Annotated in this window: 26 protein-coding genes; 17 read left to right on the top strand and 9 right to left on the bottom strand. The window is 56.0% G+C overall.

The features are described 5' to 3' along the window. The first annotated feature begins 46 nt into the window (after positions 1 to 46). A complete protein-coding gene (locus ACIRQ6_RS01730; RefSeq protein WP_420862407.1) occupies positions 47 to 1,021 on the top strand; it encodes an ester cyclase in 975 nt (324 codons plus the stop codon). Here ACIRQ6_RS01730 and ACIRQ6_RS01725 read toward each other — a convergent pair. Beyond that, a complete protein-coding gene (locus ACIRQ6_RS01725) occupies positions 1,018 to 2,076 on the bottom strand; it encodes an ABC transporter ATP-binding protein (protein ID WP_420862406.1) in 1,059 nt (352 codons plus the stop codon). The genes ACIRQ6_RS01730 and ACIRQ6_RS01725 overlap by 4 nt on opposite strands. A 9-nt stretch (positions 2,077 to 2,085) precedes the next feature. Then, positions 2,086 to 2,880 (bottom strand): IclR family transcriptional regulator, encoded by a 795-nt coding sequence (locus ACIRQ6_RS01720; protein ID WP_420862405.1) that lies wholly within the window; start codon positions 2,878 to 2,880, stop codon positions 2,086 to 2,088. Positions 2,881 to 3,042: 162 nt separating this feature from the next. On the opposite strand from ACIRQ6_RS01720, the gene ACIRQ6_RS01715 reads away from it, so the two are divergent. The 11 genes from ACIRQ6_RS01715 to ACIRQ6_RS01665 all read left to right on the top strand — a co-directional run bounded on the left by ACIRQ6_RS01715 (position 3,043) and on the right by ACIRQ6_RS01665 (position 14,516). Further along, positions 3,043 to 4,308: an ABC transporter substrate-binding protein gene (locus ACIRQ6_RS01715; RefSeq protein WP_420862404.1), complete on the top strand. Its 1,266-nt coding sequence runs from the start codon at positions 3,043 to 3,045 to the stop codon at positions 4,306 to 4,308. Positions 4,309 to 4,423: 115 nt separating this feature from the next. Next, on the top strand, positions 4,424 to 5,338 hold the full coding sequence (locus ACIRQ6_RS01710) for a carbohydrate ABC transporter permease (RefSeq protein ID WP_420862403.1): 915 nt from the start codon (positions 4,424 to 4,426) through the stop codon (positions 5,336 to 5,338). Then, positions 5,338 to 6,186 carry a carbohydrate ABC transporter permease gene (locus tag ACIRQ6_RS01705; RefSeq protein ID WP_420862402.1) on the top strand — a complete coding sequence of 283 codons (849 nt, stop codon included), beginning with the start codon at positions 5,338 to 5,340 and terminating at the stop codon, positions 6,184 to 6,186. Before ACIRQ6_RS01710 ends, ACIRQ6_RS01705 begins: the two co-directional genes overlap by 1 nt. Next, positions 6,183 to 8,270, top strand: coding sequence for an alpha-galactosidase (locus ACIRQ6_RS01700; RefSeq protein ID WP_420862401.1), 2,088 nt, complete (start codon positions 6,183 to 6,185; stop codon positions 8,268 to 8,270). Before ACIRQ6_RS01705 ends, ACIRQ6_RS01700 begins: the two co-directional genes overlap by 4 nt. After that, positions 8,267 to 9,037, top strand: a complete 771-nt coding sequence (locus ACIRQ6_RS01695; RefSeq protein WP_420862400.1) for an SDR family NAD(P)-dependent oxidoreductase — start codon at positions 8,267 to 8,269, stop codon at positions 9,035 to 9,037. Before ACIRQ6_RS01700 ends, ACIRQ6_RS01695 begins: the two co-directional genes overlap by 4 nt. Next, complete coding sequence (locus ACIRQ6_RS01690; RefSeq protein WP_420862399.1) at positions 9,034 to 9,948, top strand: 2-dehydro-3-deoxygalactonokinase; 915 nt, start codon at positions 9,034 to 9,036, stop codon at positions 9,946 to 9,948. The genes ACIRQ6_RS01695 and ACIRQ6_RS01690 overlap by 4 nt, the downstream gene beginning before the upstream one ends. Next, positions 9,945 to 10,550: a 2-dehydro-3-deoxy-6-phosphogalactonate aldolase gene (locus ACIRQ6_RS01685; protein ID WP_420862398.1), complete on the top strand. Its 606-nt coding sequence runs from the start codon at positions 9,945 to 9,947 to the stop codon at positions 10,548 to 10,550. The genes ACIRQ6_RS01690 and ACIRQ6_RS01685 overlap by 4 nt, the downstream gene beginning before the upstream one ends. Then, positions 10,547 to 11,389 carry an SMP-30/gluconolactonase/LRE family protein gene (locus ACIRQ6_RS01680; RefSeq protein WP_420862397.1) on the top strand — a complete coding sequence of 281 codons (843 nt, stop codon included), beginning with the start codon at positions 10,547 to 10,549 and terminating at the stop codon, positions 11,387 to 11,389. The genes ACIRQ6_RS01685 and ACIRQ6_RS01680 overlap by 4 nt, the downstream gene beginning before the upstream one ends. 6 nt (positions 11,390 to 11,395) lie before the next feature. Beyond that, on the top strand, positions 11,396 to 13,297 hold the full coding sequence (locus ACIRQ6_RS01675) for a beta-galactosidase (RefSeq protein ID WP_420862396.1): 1,902 nt from the start codon (positions 11,396 to 11,398) through the stop codon (positions 13,295 to 13,297). Next, positions 13,294 to 14,232, top strand: coding sequence for an aldose epimerase family protein (locus tag ACIRQ6_RS01670; RefSeq protein ID WP_420862395.1), 939 nt, complete (start codon positions 13,294 to 13,296; stop codon positions 14,230 to 14,232). Before ACIRQ6_RS01675 ends, ACIRQ6_RS01670 begins: the two co-directional genes overlap by 4 nt. After that, on the top strand, positions 14,229 to 14,516 hold the full coding sequence (locus ACIRQ6_RS01665) for a hypothetical protein (RefSeq protein ID WP_420862394.1): 288 nt from the start codon (positions 14,229 to 14,231) through the stop codon (positions 14,514 to 14,516). The genes ACIRQ6_RS01670 and ACIRQ6_RS01665 overlap by 4 nt, the downstream gene beginning before the upstream one ends. Here ACIRQ6_RS01665 and ACIRQ6_RS01660 read toward each other — a convergent pair. The 3 genes from ACIRQ6_RS01660 to ACIRQ6_RS01650 all read right to left on the bottom strand — a co-directional run bounded on the left by ACIRQ6_RS01660 (position 14,513) and on the right by ACIRQ6_RS01650 (position 16,879). Next, positions 14,513 to 15,898, bottom strand: coding sequence for a DUF3179 domain-containing (seleno)protein (locus ACIRQ6_RS01660; RefSeq protein WP_420862393.1), 1,386 nt, complete (start codon positions 15,896 to 15,898; stop codon positions 14,513 to 14,515). The genes ACIRQ6_RS01665 and ACIRQ6_RS01660 overlap by 4 nt on opposite strands. Before the next feature lie 123 nt (positions 15,899 to 16,021). Then, positions 16,022 to 16,546 (bottom strand): 2'-5' RNA ligase family protein, encoded by a 525-nt coding sequence (locus ACIRQ6_RS01655; protein ID WP_420862392.1) that lies wholly within the window; start codon positions 16,544 to 16,546, stop codon positions 16,022 to 16,024. A 3-nt stretch (positions 16,547 to 16,549) separates the two neighbouring features. Continuing rightward, positions 16,550 to 16,879 (bottom strand): ArsR/SmtB family transcription factor, encoded by a 330-nt coding sequence (locus ACIRQ6_RS01650; RefSeq protein WP_420862391.1) that lies wholly within the window; start codon positions 16,877 to 16,879, stop codon positions 16,550 to 16,552. Between the two features lie 233 nt (positions 16,880 to 17,112). On the opposite strand from ACIRQ6_RS01650, the gene ACIRQ6_RS01645 reads away from it, so the two are divergent. The 5 genes from ACIRQ6_RS01645 to ACIRQ6_RS01625 all read left to right on the top strand — a co-directional run bounded on the left by ACIRQ6_RS01645 (position 17,113) and on the right by ACIRQ6_RS01625 (position 19,702). Then, the gene (locus ACIRQ6_RS01645) at positions 17,113 to 17,433 is read left to right on the top strand and encodes an AtpZ/AtpI family protein (protein ID WP_420862390.1); all 321 of its coding nucleotides are present in this window, start codon (positions 17,113 to 17,115) and stop codon (positions 17,431 to 17,433) included. Between the two features lie 38 nt (positions 17,434 to 17,471). Then, complete coding sequence (locus ACIRQ6_RS01640) at positions 17,472 to 18,227, top strand: F0F1 ATP synthase subunit A (RefSeq protein ID WP_420862389.1); 756 nt, start codon at positions 17,472 to 17,474, stop codon at positions 18,225 to 18,227. Positions 18,228 to 18,279: 52 nt separating this feature from the next. Further along, entirely contained in the window at positions 18,280 to 18,516 is a 237-nt protein-coding gene (locus ACIRQ6_RS01635) for a F0F1 ATP synthase subunit C (protein WP_420862388.1), read from the top strand. Between the two features lie 81 nt (positions 18,517 to 18,597). Next, complete coding sequence (locus ACIRQ6_RS01630) at positions 18,598 to 19,143, top strand: F0F1 ATP synthase subunit B' (RefSeq protein ID WP_420862387.1); 546 nt, start codon at positions 18,598 to 18,600, stop codon at positions 19,141 to 19,143. 4 nt (positions 19,144 to 19,147) lie between these two features. Further along, positions 19,148 to 19,702: a F0F1 ATP synthase subunit B gene (locus tag ACIRQ6_RS01625; protein ID WP_420862386.1), complete on the top strand. Its 555-nt coding sequence runs from the start codon at positions 19,148 to 19,150 to the stop codon at positions 19,700 to 19,702. Positions 19,703 to 19,906: 204 nt separating this feature from the next. Here the strand turns inward: ACIRQ6_RS01625 and ACIRQ6_RS01620 are convergent, their stop codons facing one another. The 4 genes from ACIRQ6_RS01620 to ACIRQ6_RS01605 all read right to left on the bottom strand — a co-directional run bounded on the left by ACIRQ6_RS01620 (position 19,907) and on the right by ACIRQ6_RS01605 (position 23,403). After that, positions 19,907 to 20,542 (bottom strand): OmpA family protein, encoded by a 636-nt coding sequence (locus ACIRQ6_RS01620; RefSeq protein ID WP_420862385.1) that lies wholly within the window; start codon positions 20,540 to 20,542, stop codon positions 19,907 to 19,909. Between the two features lie 346 nt (positions 20,543 to 20,888). After that, complete coding sequence (locus ACIRQ6_RS01615; RefSeq protein WP_420862384.1) at positions 20,889 to 21,656, bottom strand: FadR/GntR family transcriptional regulator; 768 nt, start codon at positions 21,654 to 21,656, stop codon at positions 20,889 to 20,891. Positions 21,657 to 21,725: 69 nt separating this feature from the next. Next, entirely contained in the window at positions 21,726 to 22,397 is a 672-nt protein-coding gene (locus ACIRQ6_RS01610) for an OmpA family protein (protein WP_420862383.1), read from the bottom strand. Positions 22,398 to 22,566: 169 nt separating this feature from the next. Next, complete coding sequence (locus ACIRQ6_RS01605) at positions 22,567 to 23,403, bottom strand: methylated-DNA--[protein]-cysteine S-methyltransferase (RefSeq protein WP_420863833.1); 837 nt, start codon at positions 23,401 to 23,403, stop codon at positions 22,567 to 22,569. Positions 23,404 to 23,451 lie beyond the last annotated feature (48 nt).

The following is a 23,451-nucleotide window of genomic DNA, read 5'->3' as shown; positions in this document are numbered from 1 at the left end:
AGTATTTTCTGACATGCGGCGAAAGAAATAGGAAAAGGTCAATAAAATGAACGATTTTCGAAGCACCTTGCGCGAGGATTTGGCACACTTACTCACAAACCCGCGCAAATTTCAGGCCGTCATCGCCAAGGAATCGGTGTGGGATATTTCATGGCCGGTGAACCAGCTTTTGGGGTCTGAGGCCGTTTTGACCGAATATCTCGAACCTTTGGCCAGAGCGCTCAGCCACGCCCATCGCCGCGATATTTTGTTCATCGGCGGCAGCAACATCCGCGAACAGGGCGGCCAATGGTGCGCCTGCGTGACGCATTATGTGGGCAATTTCGATGCCCCTTTGTTCGGGTTAAACCCATCACACAAACTGGCATTTCTACGGTCCGGTGAATTCTACCGTATCGAAAACGGACAGATTACCGAGGCCAAGATCATTCTGGATCTGCCAGATCTGATGTATCAATCAGGCCGTTTGCCCCTGCCCAGCCTTGGCACCGAACTGGCCTTTCCGGCACCCGCCACTCAAGATGGGCTGTGCCCCACAGGCTATGATGGCGCGGTAAGTTTGGATGTGGTGCAGCGCATGTTGGGGGATTTACACGTCTATGATCCCAAAACAGGTGGATCCGCCGGCCAGACTGGCGAAGACGGCACATGGGCTGATGATATGTTGTGGTATGGGCCTGCAGGCGTCGGGTCAAACTATCGCTGGGAGGGCTTTGTCAAAGACCACAGAACCCCGTTTTTGCATGCTTTCCCTGATCGCAAAGGCGGTAACCACTACTGCCGTATCGGAGACGCCAATTACGCAGCGGTCTCGGGTTGGCCCTCTATGAGCATGACCTTCCAAGGCGATTATCTGGGCCAAAAAGCCACTGGACAGCCATTGACCCTGCGCGTGATGGATTTCTACAGGGTCGCCGACGGGCGCATCGCCGAAAACTGGGTCACTTTGGACTACGGGGATCTATTCGCACAGATGGGTCGGGATCTGATCGCAGAGGCAAACCAGATCCCCCTGCCCTAACGAATGCGCATTTCGGTCTTGGCGTCAAAAAGCATCGCACGATCGATGTCGAAAGAAAGGCTAACCTTATCGCCCTCTTCGACACGATCGTCGCCGCGTTCTTCCACAATGATCCGCTCTCCGGTGGGTGTCGACAGATACGCATAGGATACCCCGCCCAGCGCCTCGGTCAGATCCACGGTCAGATCACCACCGCCCCGCACCAGCGTGAGGTGCTCTGGGCGCACGCCCATCTCGACTGCCGTGCCATCCGCAGGTGTCTGGACCTTTAGTGGGTAGGACGCGCCCAAACCGGCAACAGCCACTTCACCGCCCTCAACGACCCCCTTAACGAAATTCATCGCCGGCGAGCCGATGAAACCCGCCACAAACTTGTTGTCGGGATCACGATATAGCTGCATCGGTGCGCCGACTTGCTCGATGATACCAGCGCGCAACACTACGATCTTGTCGGCAAGCGTCATGGCCTCAACCTGATCGTGGGTCACATAAATCATCGTAGCACCCAGTTCTTGGTGCAAGCGCGCGATCTCGACCCGCATCTCGACCCGCAATTCAGCATCCAAGTTCGACAAAGGCTCGTCAAACAGGAACACTTCGGGGCCTCGAACAATCGCACGGCCAATGGCCACACGCTGACGCTGACCACCGGACAGGGCCTTGGGTTTGCGTTTGAGGTACTGATCAAGCTTCAAAACATCGCTGGCACCTTTGACCTTCTTGGCGATCTCGGCCTTGGGCACACCGTTCATCTTCAAGCCAAAGCCCATGTTTTCCTCAACGGTCATGTGCGGATACAAAGCATAGGTCTGGAACACCATGGCGACCCCGCGCTCGGACGGGTCCATGTCGGTCACATCACGTGGACCGATATGGATTTTGCCTTCGGTGGTTTCCTCAAGGCCCGCCACCATGCGCAACAGCGTGGACTTGCCACAACCTGATGGGCCGACAAACACACAAAACTCGCCCTCTGCGATTTCCAGATCAATGCCATGGATCACCTGCACGTCGCCGTAGCGTTTGATAGCATTCTTCAAAATGACTTCTGACATGGATGTCTCCTAAGCGGTCGTTCGATGTTGATCGGGAAAGCGCCAATCCTGGGCAGCTTCTGCAATTTTGGTGGCGGCTTGACGGATTTCCGGAACCAATTGTTCCAAAGCCGCCAAATTGGTTCGGGTGGTTGTGCTGGTCACAGAGAGCGCCCCCAACACACGGCCCCGCGTGGTCAAGATGGGCAAGGCCACACAGATGATACCCGGTTCGTGCTCTTCGCGGTCAAAGCCGTAGCCGTGTTCCTTAATTTCCTCCAACTCAGCACGCATCTCAGACACGCTGCCCAGAGTGGTCTGTGTAAAGCGGTGAAACGACTGCTGTTGCAGGATTGGTTCAAGCATCTCTTGGTCCAAAAAGGCCAGCATGGCCTTACCAACACCTGTGCAATAGGCTGGACCAACCTTGCCCGCTTGGGAATACATTTCGACCGGATTGGCGGCGTTGCGCTTGTCTACGTACAAGACCTGCGCATGATCCAACTGGGCCAGATGCACAGTCTCGCCCACCGAGGCGCTGAGCGCATCAAGATGTGGCCGCGCAATGGGGGCCAGCGAAGATGTCTGCCACGCCGTATGTGCAAGACGCACCAAACGCACGCCCAGTGAATAGCTGTTGCGATCTGTGTCAAAGCTGAGCATGCCTTGATTGGTCAGAGTTTGCAGGAACCGATAAAGCGTGGCTTTGGGAAAGGGCGAGGCCTCCAGCAATTCAGCAAACCGGACAGGGCGGCCAAAGCTTGCCACCTGATCCAGCACTTCTAGTGCTTTGCCTACTGTGCCGTCACCCGTAGGTCCCGCCATTGTCTTCCTCCCAAGGCCCGCGTCGCAGAATCTCCCTGCGCTGCAACGATGACCTGTTGACAACCATAGGCGAGTCGCGGTTAAGTTTTCAATATCTAAAACCAAGTTTCACTATTTGGAACCAGATACGACATATTTAGGGAAGCATCCAGGGAGGAAACCATGCATTCCATTCTAAAAACGTCCATCGCGGCGTTGGCGACGACTGCCGTACTGGCAGGCGGCGCAATTGCCGGTAGCCACGCAACACCATTAACAGGCGATCTGAAAATTTCGTCCGACATGTCCAACCCTGCTCCGCGCGCAGTGATGGAAGGCCTTGTGGCGCAGTTCGGTGAAATGCACCCGGACCTGAACATCGAATTGACCATCGTTGACCGCGAAGCTTGGAAAACACAGATCCGCAACGCGCTGACCGCCAACGCCCCAGACGTTGTGAACTGGTATGCCGCCAACCGCATGGGCCCATACGTATCCGCTGGTCTGTTCGAAGACATCTCTGACATGTACGAAAATGGCGACCTGCCCGGTTTGGACGCTGTCAAAGGTGCGATGACTTTGGACGGCAAACAGTGGGGTGTACCATACACATACTACCAATGGGGCATCTACTACCGCGAAGACATCTTCAACGAGCTGGGCTTGGTTGAGCCAACGACTTTCGACGAAGAGCTGGCAAACTGCGAAAAAATCGTAGCGTCCGGTAAATCCTGCTACGCCATCGGCACCAAGTTCCTGTGGACTGCTGGCGGTTGGTTTGACTACCTGAACATGCGCACAAACGGCTTTGACTTCCACATGCAGTTGGCCCGTGGTGAAGTGGCTTGGACAGACGAACGCGTTCGTGAAACTTTCGCCAATTGGCGCAAGATCATCGACATGGGCGGATATATCCCTGATCACCAATCCTACAGCTGGCAGGAAGCGTTGAAGTTCATGACAGACGGCGACGCCGCTGCCTATTTGATCGGTAACTTTGCGGTGCCTCACTTGCGTGACGCAGGCCTGACCGATGATCAAATCGATTTCTACCAGTTCCCGAAGATCGCGGATGTTCCAATGGGTGAAGACGCCCCGACAGATACATTCCACATCCCTGCGAACGCCTCGAACAAAGACAATGCGCGCGCGTTCTTGCAGTTCGTCACATCCGCAGAGGTCCAGTCGGACATCAACGGTGGCGACAAACTGGGGCAATTGCCTGTGAACGCAGCCTCTTCTGTTGATGCAGACGAGTTCCTCGAGCAGGGCTTTGACATGCTGTCAAACAATGCCACTGGCGGCGTTGCACAGTTCTTTGACCGCGACTTCCCTGCTGAAATGGCATCCGCCGGCATGGAAGGCTTGCAAGAATTCATGGTGTTCCCAGACAACCTGGATGACATCCTTGCACGCCTCGAAGACGTCCGTAGCCGCGTCTACAAATAAGACCTGATGATCGGGGCGGGCCATCTGTGGTCTGCCCCTTTTCAACCCATCCGCAAGCCGTCTGAATTGGTTTTCGAATGTGTTGACCGTAACGAAAGGCACAGCCATGCCATCCATGACGCCACACGCACAACCCACACGCGGTTGGTACAAGCGCAACGAGATCGCCATCACCCCGTGGCTTTTCCTCATTCCTGCCCTGATCTTTTTCACCGCTTATGTGATTATTCCCATAGGCCAAAGCTTTTGGATCAGCTTCCATGAATGGGACGGTTTGGGTGAAAAAACATGGGTCGGCACGGACAACTACGAGCGTCTTTTATCGAATGATCGCAAGTTTGGGATTTCGTTCTGGAACAATATCAAATGGCTGGTCCTCTACCTGTTGGCAATCCCCGGCGGCTTGTTCATCTCACTATTTTTGAACCAGAAAGTGGCAGGCATCCGGCTGTATAAGTCGCTGTTTTTCTTCCCCTTTGTGATCAGCCAAGTGGTCGTGGGCCTTGTGTTTTCGTGGTTCTACCTGCCACGCGAAGGCCTGTTGAACGCAATTTTGACCTTTGTTGGTATGGACACTGTGAATATCCTTGGGGATCCATCGCTGGCCACTTACGGCATCATCGCCGCAGGCCTTTGGCCGCAGACGGCCTATTGTATGATCCTCTACCTCACCGGCCTCAACGCCGTGGACCCAGAACAAATCGAGGCCGCTCGACTGGACGGTGCCAAAGGCACGCGGATGCTGTGGCACGTGATCCTGCCACAGTTAAAACCCGCCACATTCATCGCCTTTGTGGTGACCATCATCGGTGCGCTGCGCTCGTTCGACCTGATCAGCGTGATGACCAATGGCGGGCCATTCGGCTCGACCCGCGTCTTGTCGTTTTACATGTTCGAGGAATCCCTTTCTGAATTCGGCTTCCGCATGGGCTATGGCGCCGCCATCGCCGTGGTCTTGTTCTTCATTATGCTTGGTTTCATCTGCTACTTCCTGTGGTCGATGTACCAAGACGAGAAAGGAGGCCGCTGATGTTTCCCAAACCAATAGAAAAATCGTCCCGCGGCGTCCAAATCGGATACCAAACCCTCCTGCCTATCGTGCTGATCATCTGGCTGCTCCCCCTGATCGCCGTGGCGATGTTCTCGATCAAACCACTGGCCGACTTCTCGAACGGCAACTATTGGGGCATGCCCTCGACTTTTGAGGGCTTCACCAACTACGGCAAAGTCTTCTTTGAAAGCGATATGCCCAGATACATGATGAACTCGGTCCTGATCACCGTGCCGACGGTCATCGGCGCTGTGGCCTTGTCGTGCATGACCGGCTTTGCCCTTGGCATCTACCGCTTTCGGGGCAACCTGCTGATCTTCTTCATGTTCATTGCAGGAAACTTCGTGCCATTCCAAATCCTTATGGTGCCTGTGCGCGATCTGACCCTGACACTGGGCCTATACGACACGAAACTGGGACTCATCCTGTTCCACATCGCTTTCCAAACAGGCTTTTGCACGCTCTTTATGCGCAACTTTATCCGCGCACTTCCCTTCGAGCTGGTCGAGGCCGCGCGTGTCGAAGGCATCGCAGAGTGGCGCATCTTTTGGTTCGTCGTCATGCCATTAATGAAGCCTGCACTGGCCGCATTAGCCGTTCTGATCTTTACCTTCATCTGGAACGATTATTTCTGGGCCGTGGTGCTGACCCAAGGCCCCGGCGCACAACCAGTAACCGCTGGCATCACCAGCTTTAACTCGCAATTTGTGGCGCAATATCACCTGATGAGCGCGGGCAGCATCGTGGCCGCCTTGCCCCCCGTCATCATGTTCTTTGCAATGCAAAAGCACTTTATCGCAGGCCTCACTTTGGGTGCCGTAAAATGACACAAACGTTCCGGCTGGATGATGGTCGCCAGACCCTTGTTTTGGCGTGCAAGAACGCACGACTTCCCGAGGTGGTCTATTGGGGCGCCCCCTTGCCCGATGACGAAGATCTACAGACCCTTTATGCAGCACACATGATCGACGTCACAGGCGGCATGCTAGATGAAAATCCTGACCTCAGCATCTGCCCCGAGGCCAGCCGTACCTTTCCCGGTCAACCCGGCCTGATCCTGCGCGACAGTGACGGCACACCGGTGCTGCCTAAGTTCTGTCTGGAAGAGGTCGATGAAACGGACGGCCTTACCCTGACCTGCCGCGATCACGAACTTTCGCTGACTTATATCGCCACATTCAGAACCGATCCGCACACGCGCATTATCACAGCCCAAGCTGCCCTAGAGGCTGACCGCCCTGTCCATCTGCATTGGTTGGCCGCACCGGTTTTGCCAGCCCCACAACTGAGCGATGAGATGCTCGATTTTGCAGGTCGCTGGTGTGGGGAATTTCAGATGAACCGCACCGCATGGTCTGCAGGCATGCGCTACCGTGAGAACCGCACGGGCCGCACAGGCCACGAACACTTCCCCGGCCTTTTGATCCCCTGTCGCGGGGCCACCAACACCCAAGGGCAAGTCTACGGCTTTCATTATGGTTGGTCCGGTGGTCACAAAATGATCGCCGAAGAACTGCCCGATGGCCGTCGACAGGTTCAATGGGGCCACGCCGCGCGCATGGAAGTCGATGCCGCCACACGGTTTGAAACAGCACCACTCTACCTGAACTTTTCTTCCGACGGGCTGAACGGGTGTGCCGTGGCCTTCCAGCGGCATCTGCGTGACCGCATCGTCACAATGCCCAATCCCGATCGCCCGCGCCCCGTGCATTACAACTGTTGGGAAGCGGTCTATTTCGATCACAAACTGCCGATCCTCAAGGATATTGCAGCCCAAGCCGCAGATCTGGGTGCCGAACGCTTTGTCTTGGACGATGGTTGGTTCGGGCAACGCGACGACGACACCACCAGCCTTTCAGATTGGGAAGTGGACCCGCGCAAATATCCCGATGGGCTTGGCCCCCTGATCGACCACATCCATGGGCTGGGCATGAGCTTTGGCATCTGGTTCGAGCCCGAGATGATCAACCCAGACAGCGACATTCACCGCGCCCATCCCGATTGGGCCTTGGGGTCCGAGGATCAAACACTGGGCCGCCAGCAAAAAGCCATGAACATGGCCCTGCCCGAGGTGCGCGACTTTATCTATGACCGCATGGCTGCAATCCTGCGCGATCACGAAATCGATTACATCAAATGGGATCACAACCGCGTCCTGCCCGCCCCCGATGCGGCGCAAACCCGGGGGTCGTATGCCCTTATTGACCGTCTGCGCGCCGACTTCCCGCAAGTGGAAATTGAAAGCTGTGCCTCTGGCGGCGGGCGGATTGATTTTGGCATCCTGAGCCGCACGCAGCGGGTCTGGTTGTCCGACAGCAACGACGCGTTGGAGCGGTTGAAAATCCAGCACAACGCTGCCTTGTTCCTGCCTGCCACCGTCACCGGCAGCCATGTCGGGCCGCGCAAATGCCATACCTCTGGCCGCACCCATGACATCAGTTTCCGCGCATGGGTCGCCGCGCAGCGTCACATGGGATTTGAGATGGATCCGCGCGAGTTGACCGATGAAGAAGCAGCCGTTCTGCGTGAAGTCACAAGCTGGTGGAAGTACAACCGTGACTGGATGCTGCGCGCTGATATCTTGCGTCTCGACAGTCCCGACCCTGCGGTGTTGGCCGAACAACAACTGTCCGAGGACAGCACCCGCTTTGTCGTTTTCGCAGGCAAGGCCGAAACCAGCGCGCAAATCGCACCGCGCCCATTGCGCCTGACGCGGCTAGAGCCCAATGCAAAATACCGCGTTACCCTCACCAACCGCATCAGCGGCGCACCGGCAACATTATCCCGCGGCACCCCTGCGCTCAAAGACGGTCCCATTGAGGTGTCCGGCGCTTGGTTGATGACCCACGGCGTGGTCCTGCCATGGCATTTCCCCGACACAATGTGGGTCCTTGAAGGAGAACGACTATGACCGTCACCGCAACCTTTCACGACCTCAAAGGGGCCTCTGTGTTCATCACTGGCGGCGGGTCCGGCATCGGTGCATCGATCACTGACGGGTTTCTGGCGCAAGGGGCCAAAGTGGCCTTTGTCGGTCGCTCGGACGCCACGGGTTTTGCGGACGAGATGGAGGCCAAGCACGGCACCCGCCCTCTATTCATCCAATGCGACATCACTGACACCACCGCCCTACAGGCAGCGATCCAGACATCCGCCGACGCCCACGGCCCAATCACAACCCTCGTCAACAACGCCGCAAATGACAAACGCCACACGACTGGGGAAGTCGACAGCGATTTCTGGGATTGGATGATGGCGGTCAACCTCAAGGCCTATTTCTTTGCCTGCCAAGCCGTCTTGCCGCAGATGCAATCCGCTGGCTTTGGCTCGATCATCAACTTCAGTTCCATCAGCTATATGATGGGCAATGCAGGCTATCCTCTTTATACGGCCGCCAATTCCGGCATCAACGGCATGACCCGCAGCCTTGCGCGCGAGTTCGGACCCGACAAAATCCGCGTCAACGCATTGGCCCCCGGTTGGGTTCTGACGCAAAAACAAAAGGATATGTGGGTGACCGAAGAAGGCCTAGCCGCGCATCTGGACCGCCAATGCCTGAAGGATACGCTTGACCCCCAAGACATCGTGGACGGCGTTTTGTTTTTGGCCTCCAAAACCTCTAAAATGATGACAGGCCAGGCCTTGGTGATTGATGGCGGCGTTGTGGTGACAGGATGAGCGAAACAGGGATCAAAGCAGACTGGATTGCCGTCGATTGGGGCACCTCAAACCTGCGCTGCTATGCCATGTCGCGCTCGGGCACCGTTTTGGCCCAAGCCAGCAGTCCCAAAGGCATGGGCCAACTGGCACGCGAAGATTTTGAACCGGCTTTGTTAGAACTTATTGGCCCGTGGTTGGCAGGCCCCACTGATGTGATCGCTTGTGGCATGGTCGGTTCGCGCCAAGGGTGGGTTGAGGCGCCCTACTCCACAGCCCCATGCCCGGTTCTGCCTGATCAAGTGGTCATGCCGCCCTGTGATGATCCGCGCCTCAAGGTCCGCGTGATCTCCGGCGTGCAACAGATCAAACCAAACCACGATGTAATGCGCGGCGAAGAAACCCAGATCGCAGGCTTTTTGTCTTTGAACAAGGATTGGGACGGCGTTGTCTGTTTGCCGGGCACACACACCAAATGGGTCCATATCAGCGCAAACGAGATTATCAGCTTCCGCACCTTTATGACTGGCGAGATGTTCAATCTGCTGTCCCAAAACTCCGTTCTAAAGCATTCCGTAGGCGGCGCGGGGTGGGATGATCTGGCGTTTGCGGAAGGGTTGGAACTCGCCATGTCGCGGCCCGAAACACTGGCGGCGAACCTCTTTTCCATTCGTGCGGCTGACTTGCTGACCGATCAAACCCCGCACCAAGCCCGCGCCAAGTTGTCGGGCCTGCTGATCGGCGCGGAACTGGCTGCCTCGAAACCCTATTGGTTGGGCCAGAATGTTTGCGTCTTGGGTGCAGACGGCCTGTCGAAAATCTACACCGACGCGTTGCAAGCCCAAGCCGTGCCGGTGACCCAAACCGATGGAACGCGCATGACCCTTGCAGGCCTGACCGCTGCCCACGCCCATGTAAAGGAAACCGTATGAGCCGCCCTTTGATCGCCATCCTGCGCGGCATCACCCCGCCTGAGGCCCATGATGTCTGCGCCGTTCTGATCGAGGCGGGCATCGACCGGATCGAAGTCCCGATGAATTCACCCGACGCATTGGACAGCATCGGGATAATGGCAAAGGCCTTTGGCGCTCAGGCCCTGATCGGCGCAGGCACGGTCCTTAACACCGATGTCGTCGAGCAAGTGGCCGATGTTGGCGGCAAGTTGATCGTCTCGCCCAATTGCGATCTGGACGTGATCAAGCGCAGCAAGGAGCTCGGGCTGCAAAGCTGGCCCGGCGTCTACACCCCCACCGAATGTTTTGCCGCCCTAAAGGCTGGCGCTGATGGGCTGAAAATATTTCCAGCAGAATTGATGGGCCCTACAGGCATGAAAGCACTCCGCGCGGTTCTGCCCCCCGGCACACAAGTCTTCGCAGTTGGTGGCGCGTCCGCGGATAATTTCGGCGAATGGATGGCGGCCAGCGCAGATGGCTTTGGCATTGGATCGGCGCTTTATAAACCCGGGCGTGCGGCGTCCGAGGTCAAGACCCTCGCCACCGCTATGGTCGCCGCATTCGACAAGGCCACCGCGTGATTTTCGATGACCGCGTTTGCGCCTTAGGCGAAGGCGCGTTCTGGCATCCAGATCGCAGTGAGTTTTTTTGGTTCGATATCTTGAACAAAACGCTGCATTCCAAAGCAAAATCTTGGGCGTTTGACCATATGGTCTCGGCCTGCGGATGGATTGACCGCGACACGCTGCTTATCGCCTCTGACCGCGCCTTGTTCTGCTTTGACCTGACCAAAGGGACGCAAACCCACGTCGCAAACCTCGAAGCCGACAACCCCAACACCCGCTCCAACGACGGGCGCGCCGATCCGTGGGGCGGGTTCTGGATCAGCACCATGGGCCTTACCGCCCAACCAAACGCAGGCTCAATTTACCGCTTTTACAAAGGCGAGTTGAACCAGCTATTTACCAATATCACCATCCCCAACGCCATCTGCTTTGCCCCCGACAAATCCTGTGCCTACTTCTCGGACAGCGGGGCAAAGATCGTGTGGCGACAGCCCCTTGATGATCTTGGCTGGCCTCAAGGGGATCGGCAGGTGTTCCTCAATTTTACGGACCAGGATTTCGGTCCAGACGGCGCGGTCACTGACGCAAACGGCACATTTTGGAATGCGCAGTGGGGGGCTGGGCGCGTGGCTGCTTACGACCCCAAGGGCCAGTTCATTCACGCCGTTGCCCTACCTGCCCTGCACACGTCCTGCCCTGCCTTTGGCGGTCCTGACCTCACCGATCTCTACGTCACGTCAGCCACGCAAAACCTGAGTGATCAGGACTTGGCAAACACCCCCGAACACGGCCAAACCTTTGTGGTCAACGCCGTCTCGACCGGCTTGCCAGAACCCCGGATCCTATTGGACTAAGCCTGCATGAAACGTACCCTTGGCACTTGCTATTATCCCGAACATTGGCCCGAAGATATTTGGGCGCGTGATGCCGCCCAAATGATTGACGCGGGCCTGACATGGGTACGCATCGGCGAATTTGCATGGAGCCGTCTGGAACCCTCCGAAGGCACCTTCGATTGGGCGTGGTTGGACCGCGCCATCGACGTGCTTGGCAAGGCAGGCCTCAAGATCATCATGGGCACACCCACAGCAACACCGCCCCGATGGGTCGTGGACAAATACCCCGACATGCTAGCCGTGGATGCCCAAGGTCACCCTCGCAAATTTGGCTCACGCCGTCACTATTGCTTTTCCCACGTTGGCTACCGCGACCAATGCGCAATCATTGTCGAAGCCATGGCAAAACGTTACGCTGCCCACCCCCATATCGCCGCATGGCAGACCGACAATGAATACGGCTGCCACGACACCACGATCAGCTATTCCGAGGCGGCGCGCAAAGGCTTCCAAGACTGGCTGGCCCAAAAATACCAATCGACCCAAGCCTTAAACGCGGCATGGGGCAATGTGTTCTGGTCCATGGAATACGACAGCTTTGACCAAGTGGATTTGCCCAACCTGACTGTGACCGAACCCAATCACCCGCACCAACTGGCCTTTGCACGCTATAGTTCGGACCAAGTGGTCGCCTTCAATCGGGTTCAGACGGACATCCTGCGCCGTTACACTGACGCGCCGCTCATTCACAACTATATGGGCCGCGTGCTGGATTTTGACCATTTCGATGTTGGCGCTGATCTGGATATCGCTTCATGGGATAGCTACCCTATCGGATTTTTGTCAGATCGGCTCGAGGCATCTGAGGCCCACAAAGCGCAATTTCTGCGGCAAGGCGATCCGGACATGCAGGCGTTCCACCACGATCTTTACCGTGCCGTGGGGCGTGGCCGCTGGTGGATCATGGAACAACAACCCGGCCCCGTAAACTGGGCCCCGTTCAACCCAGCCCCGTTGCCCGGCATGGCCCGCCTCTGGGCGTGGGAGGCATTCGCCCATGGCGCCGAAACCGTCTGCTATTTTCGCTGGCGGCAAGCCCCCTTTGCCCAAGAGCAAATGCACGCAGGCCTGCTACGCCCAGACAGCGCGCCCGCACCGGCCTTTGCCGAATGCCAGCAAGTGGCGCGTGAAATCGCGGACTTGCCCGACACCGATGCAGGCCCCTCCGACGTGGCCCTGTTGTTCGACTACCCGTCAGATTGGGCATGGAAGGCCCAGCCCCAAGGTGCCAGTTTCGACTACTTTGCCTTATGCTTCGACACCTACAAGGCTTTGCGGCGCAAAGGCCTAAACGTAGATATAGTCAATGCCGCTGACGCTAGATTGGCCGACTATAAACTGGTGCTGGCCCCCGGCCTGTTGAGCCTACCGCAGTTCATCCTCACCCAATTGCCAGACTACCAAGGCACCGCCTTGTTGGGCCCCCGCACAAACACCAAAACAGACGAGCTATCGATCCCGCTACCTATGGGGCCGAACCTGCCTGGCCTTGAGGCGACCATAACAATGACAGAAACCATGCCCGCCACAGCGCTGATGGCGCTGGACGGCGGCGGAAGCCTGATGCATTTCTTCGAGCATCTCGAAGGAAGCGCCCCGGCGCTGTTCAAAACACAAAGCGGCCTGCCCGCATTGACCGGTGACAATGGCCTCTATTACCTCGCAGGTTGGCCCGACCAACTGGCGTTCGACCGCATCCTTAGGCATCTTTGCGAAGCGGCAGACATTGCCACTATGTCCCTGCCCGAAGGCTTGCGATGCCGCACAACCTCGACACATCGGTTCTGGTTCAACTATGATCAAACGGACACGACTGTGGGTGACCAAATCATCCCCGCAGCAGGTGTTCATTGGGAGGCGTTATGAGCTTTGGAACGCTAGACAACGGCGAGGTCGTTACCCGCCACGTGCTGAAAAACGATCAGTTGGAAGTGGCCATTCTCAGCTATGGTGCCACAGTGCAGTCTGTTCGGATGGGCGATGGCCCCAACATGACGCTGGGCTATGATACGCTGAGGGACTACCTCAGCGCCGGTACCTATGCGGGGTGCATGATCGGTCCTGTGGCCAACCGAATTGAGGATGCAGCAGCCAGTTTGGACGGCAACACGCACCAGTTCGATCCAAACGAGGCCCCCAACTGTCTGCATTCTGGCAAAGACGGCTTTAGTTTTCGCAATTGGCAAATGGCCGAGATCGCAGACACCCATGTTTTGCTCACGCTGACGGCCCCGGACGGCGACAGTGGTTTTCCCGGCAACCGTGCCTTTGCCCTGCGATATGAAATAGTTGGCAGTTCACTTTGGCTGACGATGCTGGCCACCACTGACGCTGACACTTGGGTCAATCTCACCCATCACGGCTACTGGAACCTTGACGGGTCCAAGACTTTCGCAGGCCATAAACTGTGGGTCGACACGCAGCATTGGCTGGCCGTGGATGACGCCAATATCCCGACCCAAGTCGAAACTTGCCCCTATAATTTCGCTAGCGATCTGACCTTGCCCGCCGATTCAACAGGCACGATTGATCACAATCTTGTTCTGCTCCAAAGCACCGACAAAGTCCGCGACGTGGCCCGCCTCACAGCACCCTGTGGCATCAGCATGACCATCGCCACCTCCGAGGCTGGCTTGCAAGTCTACGACGGACGCACATTGCCGACCCCCTACAGCCATATCGCGCTCGAGACCCAAGGGTTTCCTAACGCCCCAAACCGAGATGACTTTCCCTCTGTGCGATTAAACGCGGGCGAAACCTACGGACAAGTCACTGAATATCGATTTGAGGAAACAACATGATTTTGCGCTTTTCACCCGCCATCGCTCTGCTAGCGGCCTGTGCCTATACACCGCCCGAGGCCTCGGGGCTGGTCGGCGTGCGCCCCTATCCGGCGGAGGCTGATGTCTGCCAAGTGATCGGGGAAAATGACCTGACCATCGACTATTTGGATCACACCGCACTTCTGATCGGCTGCCCAAAACATGAGGTTGGCGCCATCGCCGACAGACGGGCCGAGGGCGGCGTGGCGGTCGATCAAATTGGCGATTGGGTACTATTCTCGATCCCGCAAGAGGGCCTTTAGCCCGCCCATAGTTCGGTATTGGGATGAAACTGCGACCAAGCAAACCAAAACGCTTGGTGGGAGCCCAAATCGCGACCGTCGGCATCCACAACTTTGATGCCTGCAGCATCCAGCTTTAGCCGCACATCGCCATAGGTTACATCGACCCCGTTGGTCAGCGCGATCATCGCTGCAGCCCGTTCAAAGGCCACTGGCGTGCCATCGGCCATGACAATCCCAATAATATCCTCTTGGACTGGCAATCGCGGGTCCACATCGCCCACGGGAAAGATCGGGCCATTGGCATCACGTCCGTTGCGAAAGTCAAAATTGCGCCCCATTGCGAGGTCTTCGATCAGAACTGTTGTGTCTGGATGATCCTCTTTCCATGTCCCCCAATCCGTAGTGATCACCGTGGCCTGTTGCAGTTTCAGACCGCGATCTGCCAAGGGCCCCGTCACTGCATGGCCTAGAAACGTATCAAACACCGAATGGGTGGTGATATCGTACATCACTTTATTGGACCGGATCAGAAGGCCTGACGTGCGCAACACCGGACGCGCGACCCCTTGGGGCAATTCATCCGTGAAATAGGCCTGCGCGGCACCGCACAACGTGCAATAGGGAATGCCCAGATCGCGTCCGCCCAGCGTGTCATTCACCATCTCACGCACTTCCATGATCTGGCGCGGATAGGCCCGGGCCTCGCCATTTATTTCGATGCCAAAGACGATATCCTCATCGCGGAGCCATGTGGCCTCGGCCGCTGTGCTCACCTGCGGGTTGTCCGCCGCCGGAATGCAATTGCAGGCCTCATCGGTCGTGTCGTAAGGCCGGTCATCGATCAAAACCCCACCCCACGAGACATGGCGCCAATCGATATCACCCTCAACGAAAATACGCTCCCATCCAGGGACAAAATTGGTAAAGATCGATCGCTTGGCCTCCAAGTATCCCGGATAGGCCGGAATATCCCATGCAATCAGATGGTTGGTGATCTCGGCCCAGCGGTAGGGCGTTTCCAGATCAACCTGTAACAATCGCGTTGCAGCGTCCGCCAAAGCGTCATCAAACTCTGACTGCCATGTAAATCGCATCATATCGCTGACGATCCATGCAAGGCGCGGATCCTTGGACTGCGCGATCTGTTCCAAGGCCAGCATTTGATCCCGGCCCCACACCGATTGTTCGAGGCTTTCGATAAACACTGCGCGCACAGCAAATTCCAAATCTTGCGGTAAGGGACCACTGGGTACTGCAGGCGGCTGGCCAAATTCCGCGATCACATAATCGGGGAGCGTTTGCGTGCTGTCTGCTTGGGCCAAGGGCGACAGGCCAACGATCCCAAAGGCTGCCACACATGCAAACAAAACGGGGCGAAAGCAGCGGGCATCAAAAAACATGGGTAGGGCCTTTTAGTGATAGCGGGTTACCCCAGCACCCTGTGCCAAAACCACTTGCGAGGCCAATCACATTCGCAACAAGACACCGTGATCTATAGTGGCAAAGCAAATGCGCGGCGCGCGCTACCCTCGCCCAAACGAATAATGGCGCAGAGGGGTCACAGTACCATCCAACAGTCCCACAACATCCAAACCGTTTTGGCGAGCCGGTATAGGAAAGTGGCTCAGGATCGCCGCATCCAATCCCTCCAACGCCTTTTGATCTGCATTGGTGCCAATCGTCATATGGGGGCGGAATGTACCATCCATACAAGCTGCCGGAACATTGGGATCGTCGTAGATCCGACGGTGCAAATTGTTCAGCTTGGCTGCACCTGCGCCCACCCACAGAAATAGCTTATGGGTGTTTTCATAGGGGTCCCAAACCACAGCCTGCTGATTGAAAGTGATTTGAAACGGCTGCACGGACGCGCAAATCTTCTGGCAATGGTCGAAAAACAGATCAAGGTCGATATCCCTTAGAGCAAATGCCAGCGTGATATGGGGAGGCACCATTTTCGCGCGCTCAGGTTCATGTTTGGCACGAAACCTCTCCAAGACCTGCGCCGTGTTCGATTTGAACTGGGGATAGGCCAAAACATAAATCATCAGCTAAGATCCTTGCCCCAGCTCCACATCTAAAAACGCCTCGAACGCATCTAGGTTCACGGCCTCAAACTGGCCAAAGCCTTGCATCCATATGCTGGCCGCTTTCATCGCGTCGGGCTCTAACTTGCACCATTTGACGCGACCGCGCTTTTCTTGGCTGATCAGACCCGCACGGGTCAGGATCGTCAAATGTTTGGAAATAGCCGCCAGAGACATCTCAAAGGGGGCTGCAACATCTGTCACTGCCATGTCGTCCTCAAGCAACATTGCAAGGATATCGCGACGGGTCGGATCCGCCAAAGCGGCAAAGATGTTGTCTAAGCAGGCAGTCATAGCCCCTTGGGTGTGGCAGGCGCCCCTGCAATGGTCAACCATTTGGTTGAATATAGGAAATCAACAGGTTGCTGGGTTTAGACGGGACTATCGGTCAAAAGACCCACGTCTGTGGAATTTTTTTATATACTTTTCAGTACGTTAAATCATCGAAGGGTGCGGCGCAATGGCCGTTGACTCTGTCCCCACCACGGCTTAGCACATGCGCAATCACCGCAGAGGGCGGAAACCACATGTCCGATCCATCCGACCAAGACCGCATGAAGGCCTTAGAGGACAAGATCCAAGCGCTTAAAGGCGCAGACAAACCGACCTCTAAGGTGGAAGACCATCATTCCGCCGCACAACTGGCGTGGCGCATGGTGATCGAACTGGTGGCCGGATTGGGCATCGGTTTTGCCATCGGATACGGGCTGGACAGCCTGTTCGGGACCCTCCCGATCTTTCTGGTGATCTTTACATTGCTGGGCTTTGCCGCAGGGGTACGCACCATGTTGCGATCTGCACAAGAGGCCCAAGAAAAAGCGACACGCGTCGCAGACGAACAAGACTAAACGGGGCACGCCCCGCGCAGACAAAAGGACGACAACAAATGGCGACGGAAAAAGCAGACGGCGGCCTCGTGTTTCACCCGATGGATCAGTTCATCGTCAAACCGTTGTTTGGAAACGCTGGCGATCCGGTTGGCATGTTTACAATCACGAATGTGACACTTTGGATGGCGTTGGCCATTGTGGCCATGGTGCTTTTGTTCGTTCTGGGCACATCCAAACGGGCGGTTGTTCCAACCCGCACGCAGTCTATCGGCGAATTGGCCTACGGTTTTATCTACAAAATGGTCGAGGATGTGACGGGCAAAGATGCTATCGTCTATTTCCCCTACATCATGACGCTGTTCATGTTCATTATCTTCTCGAACTTTCTTGGCCTGCTGCCAATGGCGTTCACTCCTACCAGCCACATCGTTGTAACCGCAGTCATGGCCTTTGCCGTTTTCTTTGCAATCACGATCCTTGGCTTCGTCAAACATGGCGTTGGCTTTTTGGGCCTCTTTTGGGTTTCATCCGCCCCGCTGGCACTCCGCCCCATTCTGGCGCTGATCGAAGTGATTTCTTACTTTGTACGCCCTATCAGCCACTCCATTCGTTTGGCCGGTAACATGATGGCGGGCCACGCTGTTATCAAAGTTTTCGCGGGGTTTGCAGCCATTGCAGCCATCGCACCCCTCTCAATCGCGGCGATTACAGCCGTGTACGCACTCGAAGTTCTGGTGTCCTTCATCCAGGCCTACGTGTTCACAATTCTAACCTGCGTGTACCTCAAGGATGCTCTGCACCCCGCACACTAAGGTTCGATAGACTAATCAAGAAATGCCAAATCCAACTTAAGGAGACTTCACCATGGAAGGCAATATCGTAGAAATGGGTCAATACATCGGCGCAGGCCTCGCATGCATGGGCATGGGTGGCGCAGCTGTAGGTGTGGGCAACGTTGTGGGCAACTTCCTGTCCGGCGCCCTGCGCAACCCATCCGCTGCTGGCGGCCAAACTGCTACTATGTTCATCGGCATCGCCTTTGCAGAAGCTTTGGGGATCTTCTCGTTCCTCGTTGCTCTGCTGTTGATGTTCGCTGTTTAAGCCCGACTAAGTTTCCTGAGATTTTGAACGTGGGCCACTGGCCTGCGTTCAAAGCACACTAGGGTTCCTTAGGAGGACGACATGGCAACAGAAACTACAAGTGCAGCCAGCGCCTGTGTCGACGGCGGCGGGTCCGCTGTTGGGATGCCACAGCTGTGTGGCGACTGGATGGCGAACCAAGCGTTCTGGCTGGTGGTGACACTGGTCATTATGTATTTCGTCCTGTCACGGATCGTTTTGCCGCGCATCGCGGGTGTTTTGGCGGAACGCAACGGCACAATCCAAAACGACATCGCTGCAGCCGAAGACCTCAAGTTGAAAGCTGTCGAGGCTGAAAACGCTTATCAAAAGGCTCTCGCAGACGCTCGTCTCGAAGCCCAAAACATCGTCGCGGCCACTAAGGCCGAGATGCAAGGCGAGCTTGACGTGGCAATTGCCAAAGCCGACGCCGAAATTGCTGCGAAAGCCGCAGAATCGGAAAAAGCCATTGGCGAGATTAAAGCGAGCGCTTTGGACAGCGTCACAACAGTCGCCAAGGACACTGCCAAGGAAATTGTGGCAGCTATGGGTGGCAAGGCCGACGCAAAATCGGTCACTGCAGCCGTGACTGCACGGATGAAGGGGTAACACGATGAAATATGTACTCCCCTTCGCCCTGATCACTGCGACGCCCGCGTTTGCAGCTAAGGGTCCGTTCATCTCGTTGGGCAACACCGACTTTGTTGTTCTGCTGGCTTTCCTTTTGTTCATCGGCGTTGTGATCTATTTCAAGGTCCCAACCTTGTTGATGGGCATGTTGGACAAGCGTGCCGACGGCATCAAATCCGACTTGGACGAAGCACGCGCTCTGCGCGAAGAAGCGAAAACCTTGTTGGCTTCCTACGAGCGCAAGCAAAAGGAAGTCCAGGAGCAAGCTGACCGGATTGTTGTTGCCGCCAAAGAAGAGGCTGCAGCCGTTGCTGAACAGGCCAAGGCCGATCTGCAAGCCTCCATCGCGCGGCGTTTGCAAGCAGCCGAAGACCAAATCACCTCCGCTGAGGCCGGTGCGGTTAAGGAAGTGCGCGACCAAGCCATTGCCGTCGCAGTGGGTGCTGCAAAAGACATCATCGCCAAACAAATGACTGCCGCAAACGGCAACTCATTGATCGACGATGCCATTGCTCAGGTGGGCAAAAAGCTGCACTAAGAAAAGCGGTTAAAGACATCCAAGAAAGCCTGGTCCCCGCGATCGGGCTTTTTTCTTTGGGGTCTCGGCTTTGGTAAAGGGTTCTTTTGACGCGCAGCGATCACCCGATGGCAGCGACTATGGAACACCAGACGCCAAAAAAGCCCAACCAGTTTGATTGGGCTTTCTTGGCTGATCTCATTAGGGAGAATGGATTGGACGGGATCAGCCGTTGATCCGTGCAACGACGATAAATTCGACACGGCGGTCCACCACATCAAAGTGTTGGCACATCGCATCGTTGTGTTCGGTTAAATGCGAATGAACCTCAAAGCGGTCGGTCTTAAAGCCACCAGATTTGATGGTTTCGATCACAGCATTGGCCCGCCGCCAGCTTAGAGCCAAGTTATAATCGCCATTGCCGATAGGATCAGCATAGCCTTCGACGATGATACCAGCCTGTGGACAGCGTTGCGCCATCGAGGCCAAGACCAATACCCCCTCTTTCGCATTGCGGGTCAAATCCGCTGAAGCCGACAGGAAATTTACCCGCGCGCGATTGGCCACCATCGCCAGTTCCGCCACGCAAGGGATCGTTGAATTGATCGCGTTTACGGAATGCCCGTGGCTTTTGCCGGTCATGGGCCCGGACATTGCTCCATGGGGCGCTGTGGTCGGCGCCACGGATTGCTGTGTTGCTGTCGAAGCGACCTTTATAGCCGCTGGGGTGTCCTGCAGCCCATCCAGAATGGCCGAAAAATCCACCTTGTCGGCGGCTTGCTGACCAAAACTAGCCGTACTCAATAAGCCGCTGAATAAAAGTGCCGTGGAAATACGCGAGAAGCTGGGGCGGGGTAACATTGAACTCTCCGAAATTTATAAAATACCGATCATTTTGTCGCCCTTAGTAAGGCAACCACCATATCTAGTAGGCTAGCGGCGATTTCGATTCGTCCAAAGAGTCTTGTTTTCCACGATTTCAATGCGTTGAAAGATTGTTGTACCGCGGCACAACCGAAGGTGTTTGGGTACCACTGGCAACACCCTGCAAAGAAGTAACGCCCTCTAGCTCTGTTTGCTCAGCTTTCTACGGCGACTGAATGCAAAAACAGCAATCGCAAGCACAGTCAGGCCAGCTTCAACTTTGAAATACCAATGGGCCATAAAGAACTTGATGCGATGAGCATGGAACAGCCCAAATCAGCGCCTAGCGGGTCCGTTCATGATCCAGGCGTTGCTGGGCAATTGCCTCTTGCTGCTCGAACTTTTGCTGTTGGGCAAGGCTGCCTTCGACGTAGGTCAAGTGTTCTTCTACAGCCAAGCGCGCGCCCTTAGGGTCGCGGTTTTGCAAGGCATCGTTGATGGCGCGGTGCTGGTTGAGTAACGTGCCACGTGTGGTCTTTTGTTTGAACATCATTTGACGATTGTAAAACACACCTTCGCGCAACAGCTGATACATCGACCGCATCATATGCAACATGATGACGTTATGACTAGCCTCGATGATCGCCAAATGGAAGGCCGCATCCAACGCGGCTTCTTCGGTGGCGTTGCGTTTGGAATGAGCGGCCTGCATTTTCTCAAAAATCTCGGCAATGACTTGCAGATCCGTATCGGATCCAAAGGTTGCGGCACGTTCGGCTGCCAAACCTTCCATGTCCCGCCGGAACGACACGTAATCAAAGACGGCTTCGTCATGATTGGAAAAGAGCGTGATCAGACCCTGTGAAAACGCCGACCCCAAAACATCGGCCACAAAAATACCGGCGCCAGCACGGCTTTCCAACAGCCCCTTTTTTTGCAGATCCGCTACGGCTGCACGCAAAGACGGGCGTGAGACCCCTAACTTATCTGAAAGTTCACGCTCGGACGGCAGACGATCCCCGGGCTTGAGAATGCCACGTAGGATCAGCAGCTCGATCTGGGTGATCACTGCATTGGACAGTTTTGTCGGTTCTATCTTTTTGAATGGCATCGGTTGCCCCTTAGTATTGGTAAAAATATATGACCAATGCTGAAAAGGGACAACCGGTATTCGTTCGACTTAGGCGTTGGGCCGGATCACAATCTCGACGCGGCGATTTTGCGCGCGTCCTTCAGGCGTCAAATTGGAGGCAATGGGTGCATCTTCACCACGTCCAATCGCCCGCAAGCGAATAGATGAAATGCCGTTGTTGACCAAGACATCGGCAACCGCTTGCGCGCGACGTTGCGACAGGCCTTGGTTATAGCCTGCGTCACCTGTGTTGTCCGTGTGCCCCAGAATATCAACTGTGCTGTCGGGATAGGCTTGCAAGTTTTGCGCAAGCGCGCCTAGATCACGGGCCAGATCAGGCCGCAGCGCGGCACTGTCCACAGCAAACAGAATGTCCTGCGGCATTGTCACGATAAGTTCGGAGCCTGTGTTGACGATACCCACGTTGTTGTTGCCAATCGAGGCGCGCAAATCAGCTTCTTGCTGGTCCAAACGTGCACCGATCAAACCGCCACCAGTGGCACCGACAATAGCCCCAATTGCAGCGCCACGGCGCCGTTCGCCACCATCATCGCCGGCAATGATCCCAGCTGTGGCGCCAACAAGACCACCAATAATGGCACCGTTTTTGGTTTGACGGTTCGGATCGTCAGGATTGTTAAGATACGCAGGCTCGGTGCAAGCGGTCAGCGCGAAAAGTGCGACGCCCCCAAGGGCCAGAGAAGGTTTGATCGTAAACATGGTACTGCCTTTTTTCGTTTTTAAGTCACGCGCCGCACAATCGCAGGCGTGTTGCAGAAAACATCGCATGAAAACGCATGTTATCCAATATCAAGCCTTTGGTGCGCGGGGGATTGCCGATGTTTTGCTATCATTTCAACCCGCTCCTAGGGCCAAGGGCACCTTTGAATCACCCAGTCGCATCGAGACGTGCGGCCTCATAGGCCAGCATCGCCCGTTTCACTGGAAGGCCCCAATGATAGCCCCCTAAGGCCCCCGATTTACGCAGCGCACGGTGGCACGGGATCAGATAACTGATCGGATTGCGTCCAACGGCTGTGCCCACGGCCCGCACCGCTTTGGGTGACCCGATGCTATTTGCGATCTCCGAATAGGTCGTGACATGGCCAGCGGGGATTTTCAACAACGCCTCCCAGACCTTGATTTGAAACGGTGCCCCGATCAGGTGCAATTTTGCTTCGCCGTCCTGCCCCTCGAACACGGCCTCTACCATGGGGCGCAACTGCATCGGATCTTCGACAAAATCTGCTTTGGGCCAACGTCGAACCAAATCCTCAAGCGCAACCTCAGCACCCATTTCGTCGGAAAATCCCATACCGCAGATACCTTTGTCCGTGCCCATAGCCACGCAAGGTCCGAACTGGGTTTCAAACCACCCCCAATAGATCGTCAGACCCGCCCCCCCTTGGGCAAAATCGCCAGGCGACATGGCCTCCCATTTAAGAAACATATCATAGAGCCTGCCTGTCCCGGACAATCCGATGGAATGGGCTGTCTCTAATGTTGTAAAGTTTTGCGACAGCATAGATTTGGCGTGATCAAGTGCCAGGTATTGTTGATAGCGCTTTGGCGACACGCCCACCCATTTCGAAAAGGTCCGCTGAAAATGCGGCGCCGACATTCCCATGTCTTGTGCCAGCGCGTCCAGTGTCAGGGGGGTATCTGCAGCATCGATGACCTCGATAGCGCGGCGAATGGTTTGGTAATGATATGATGTCTGTTCCATAGCCGAACCATACGCCGCCAACCCCCACCAAGCGACCCGAATTTTGCG

The organism is Algirhabdus cladophorae, assembly GCF_044772865.1.
GTDB classification, from domain to species: Bacteria; Pseudomonadota; Alphaproteobacteria; order Rhodobacterales; family Rhodobacteraceae; genus Algirhabdus; species Algirhabdus cladophorae.
This window is presented reverse-complemented; position numbering and strand designations above follow the sequence as displayed.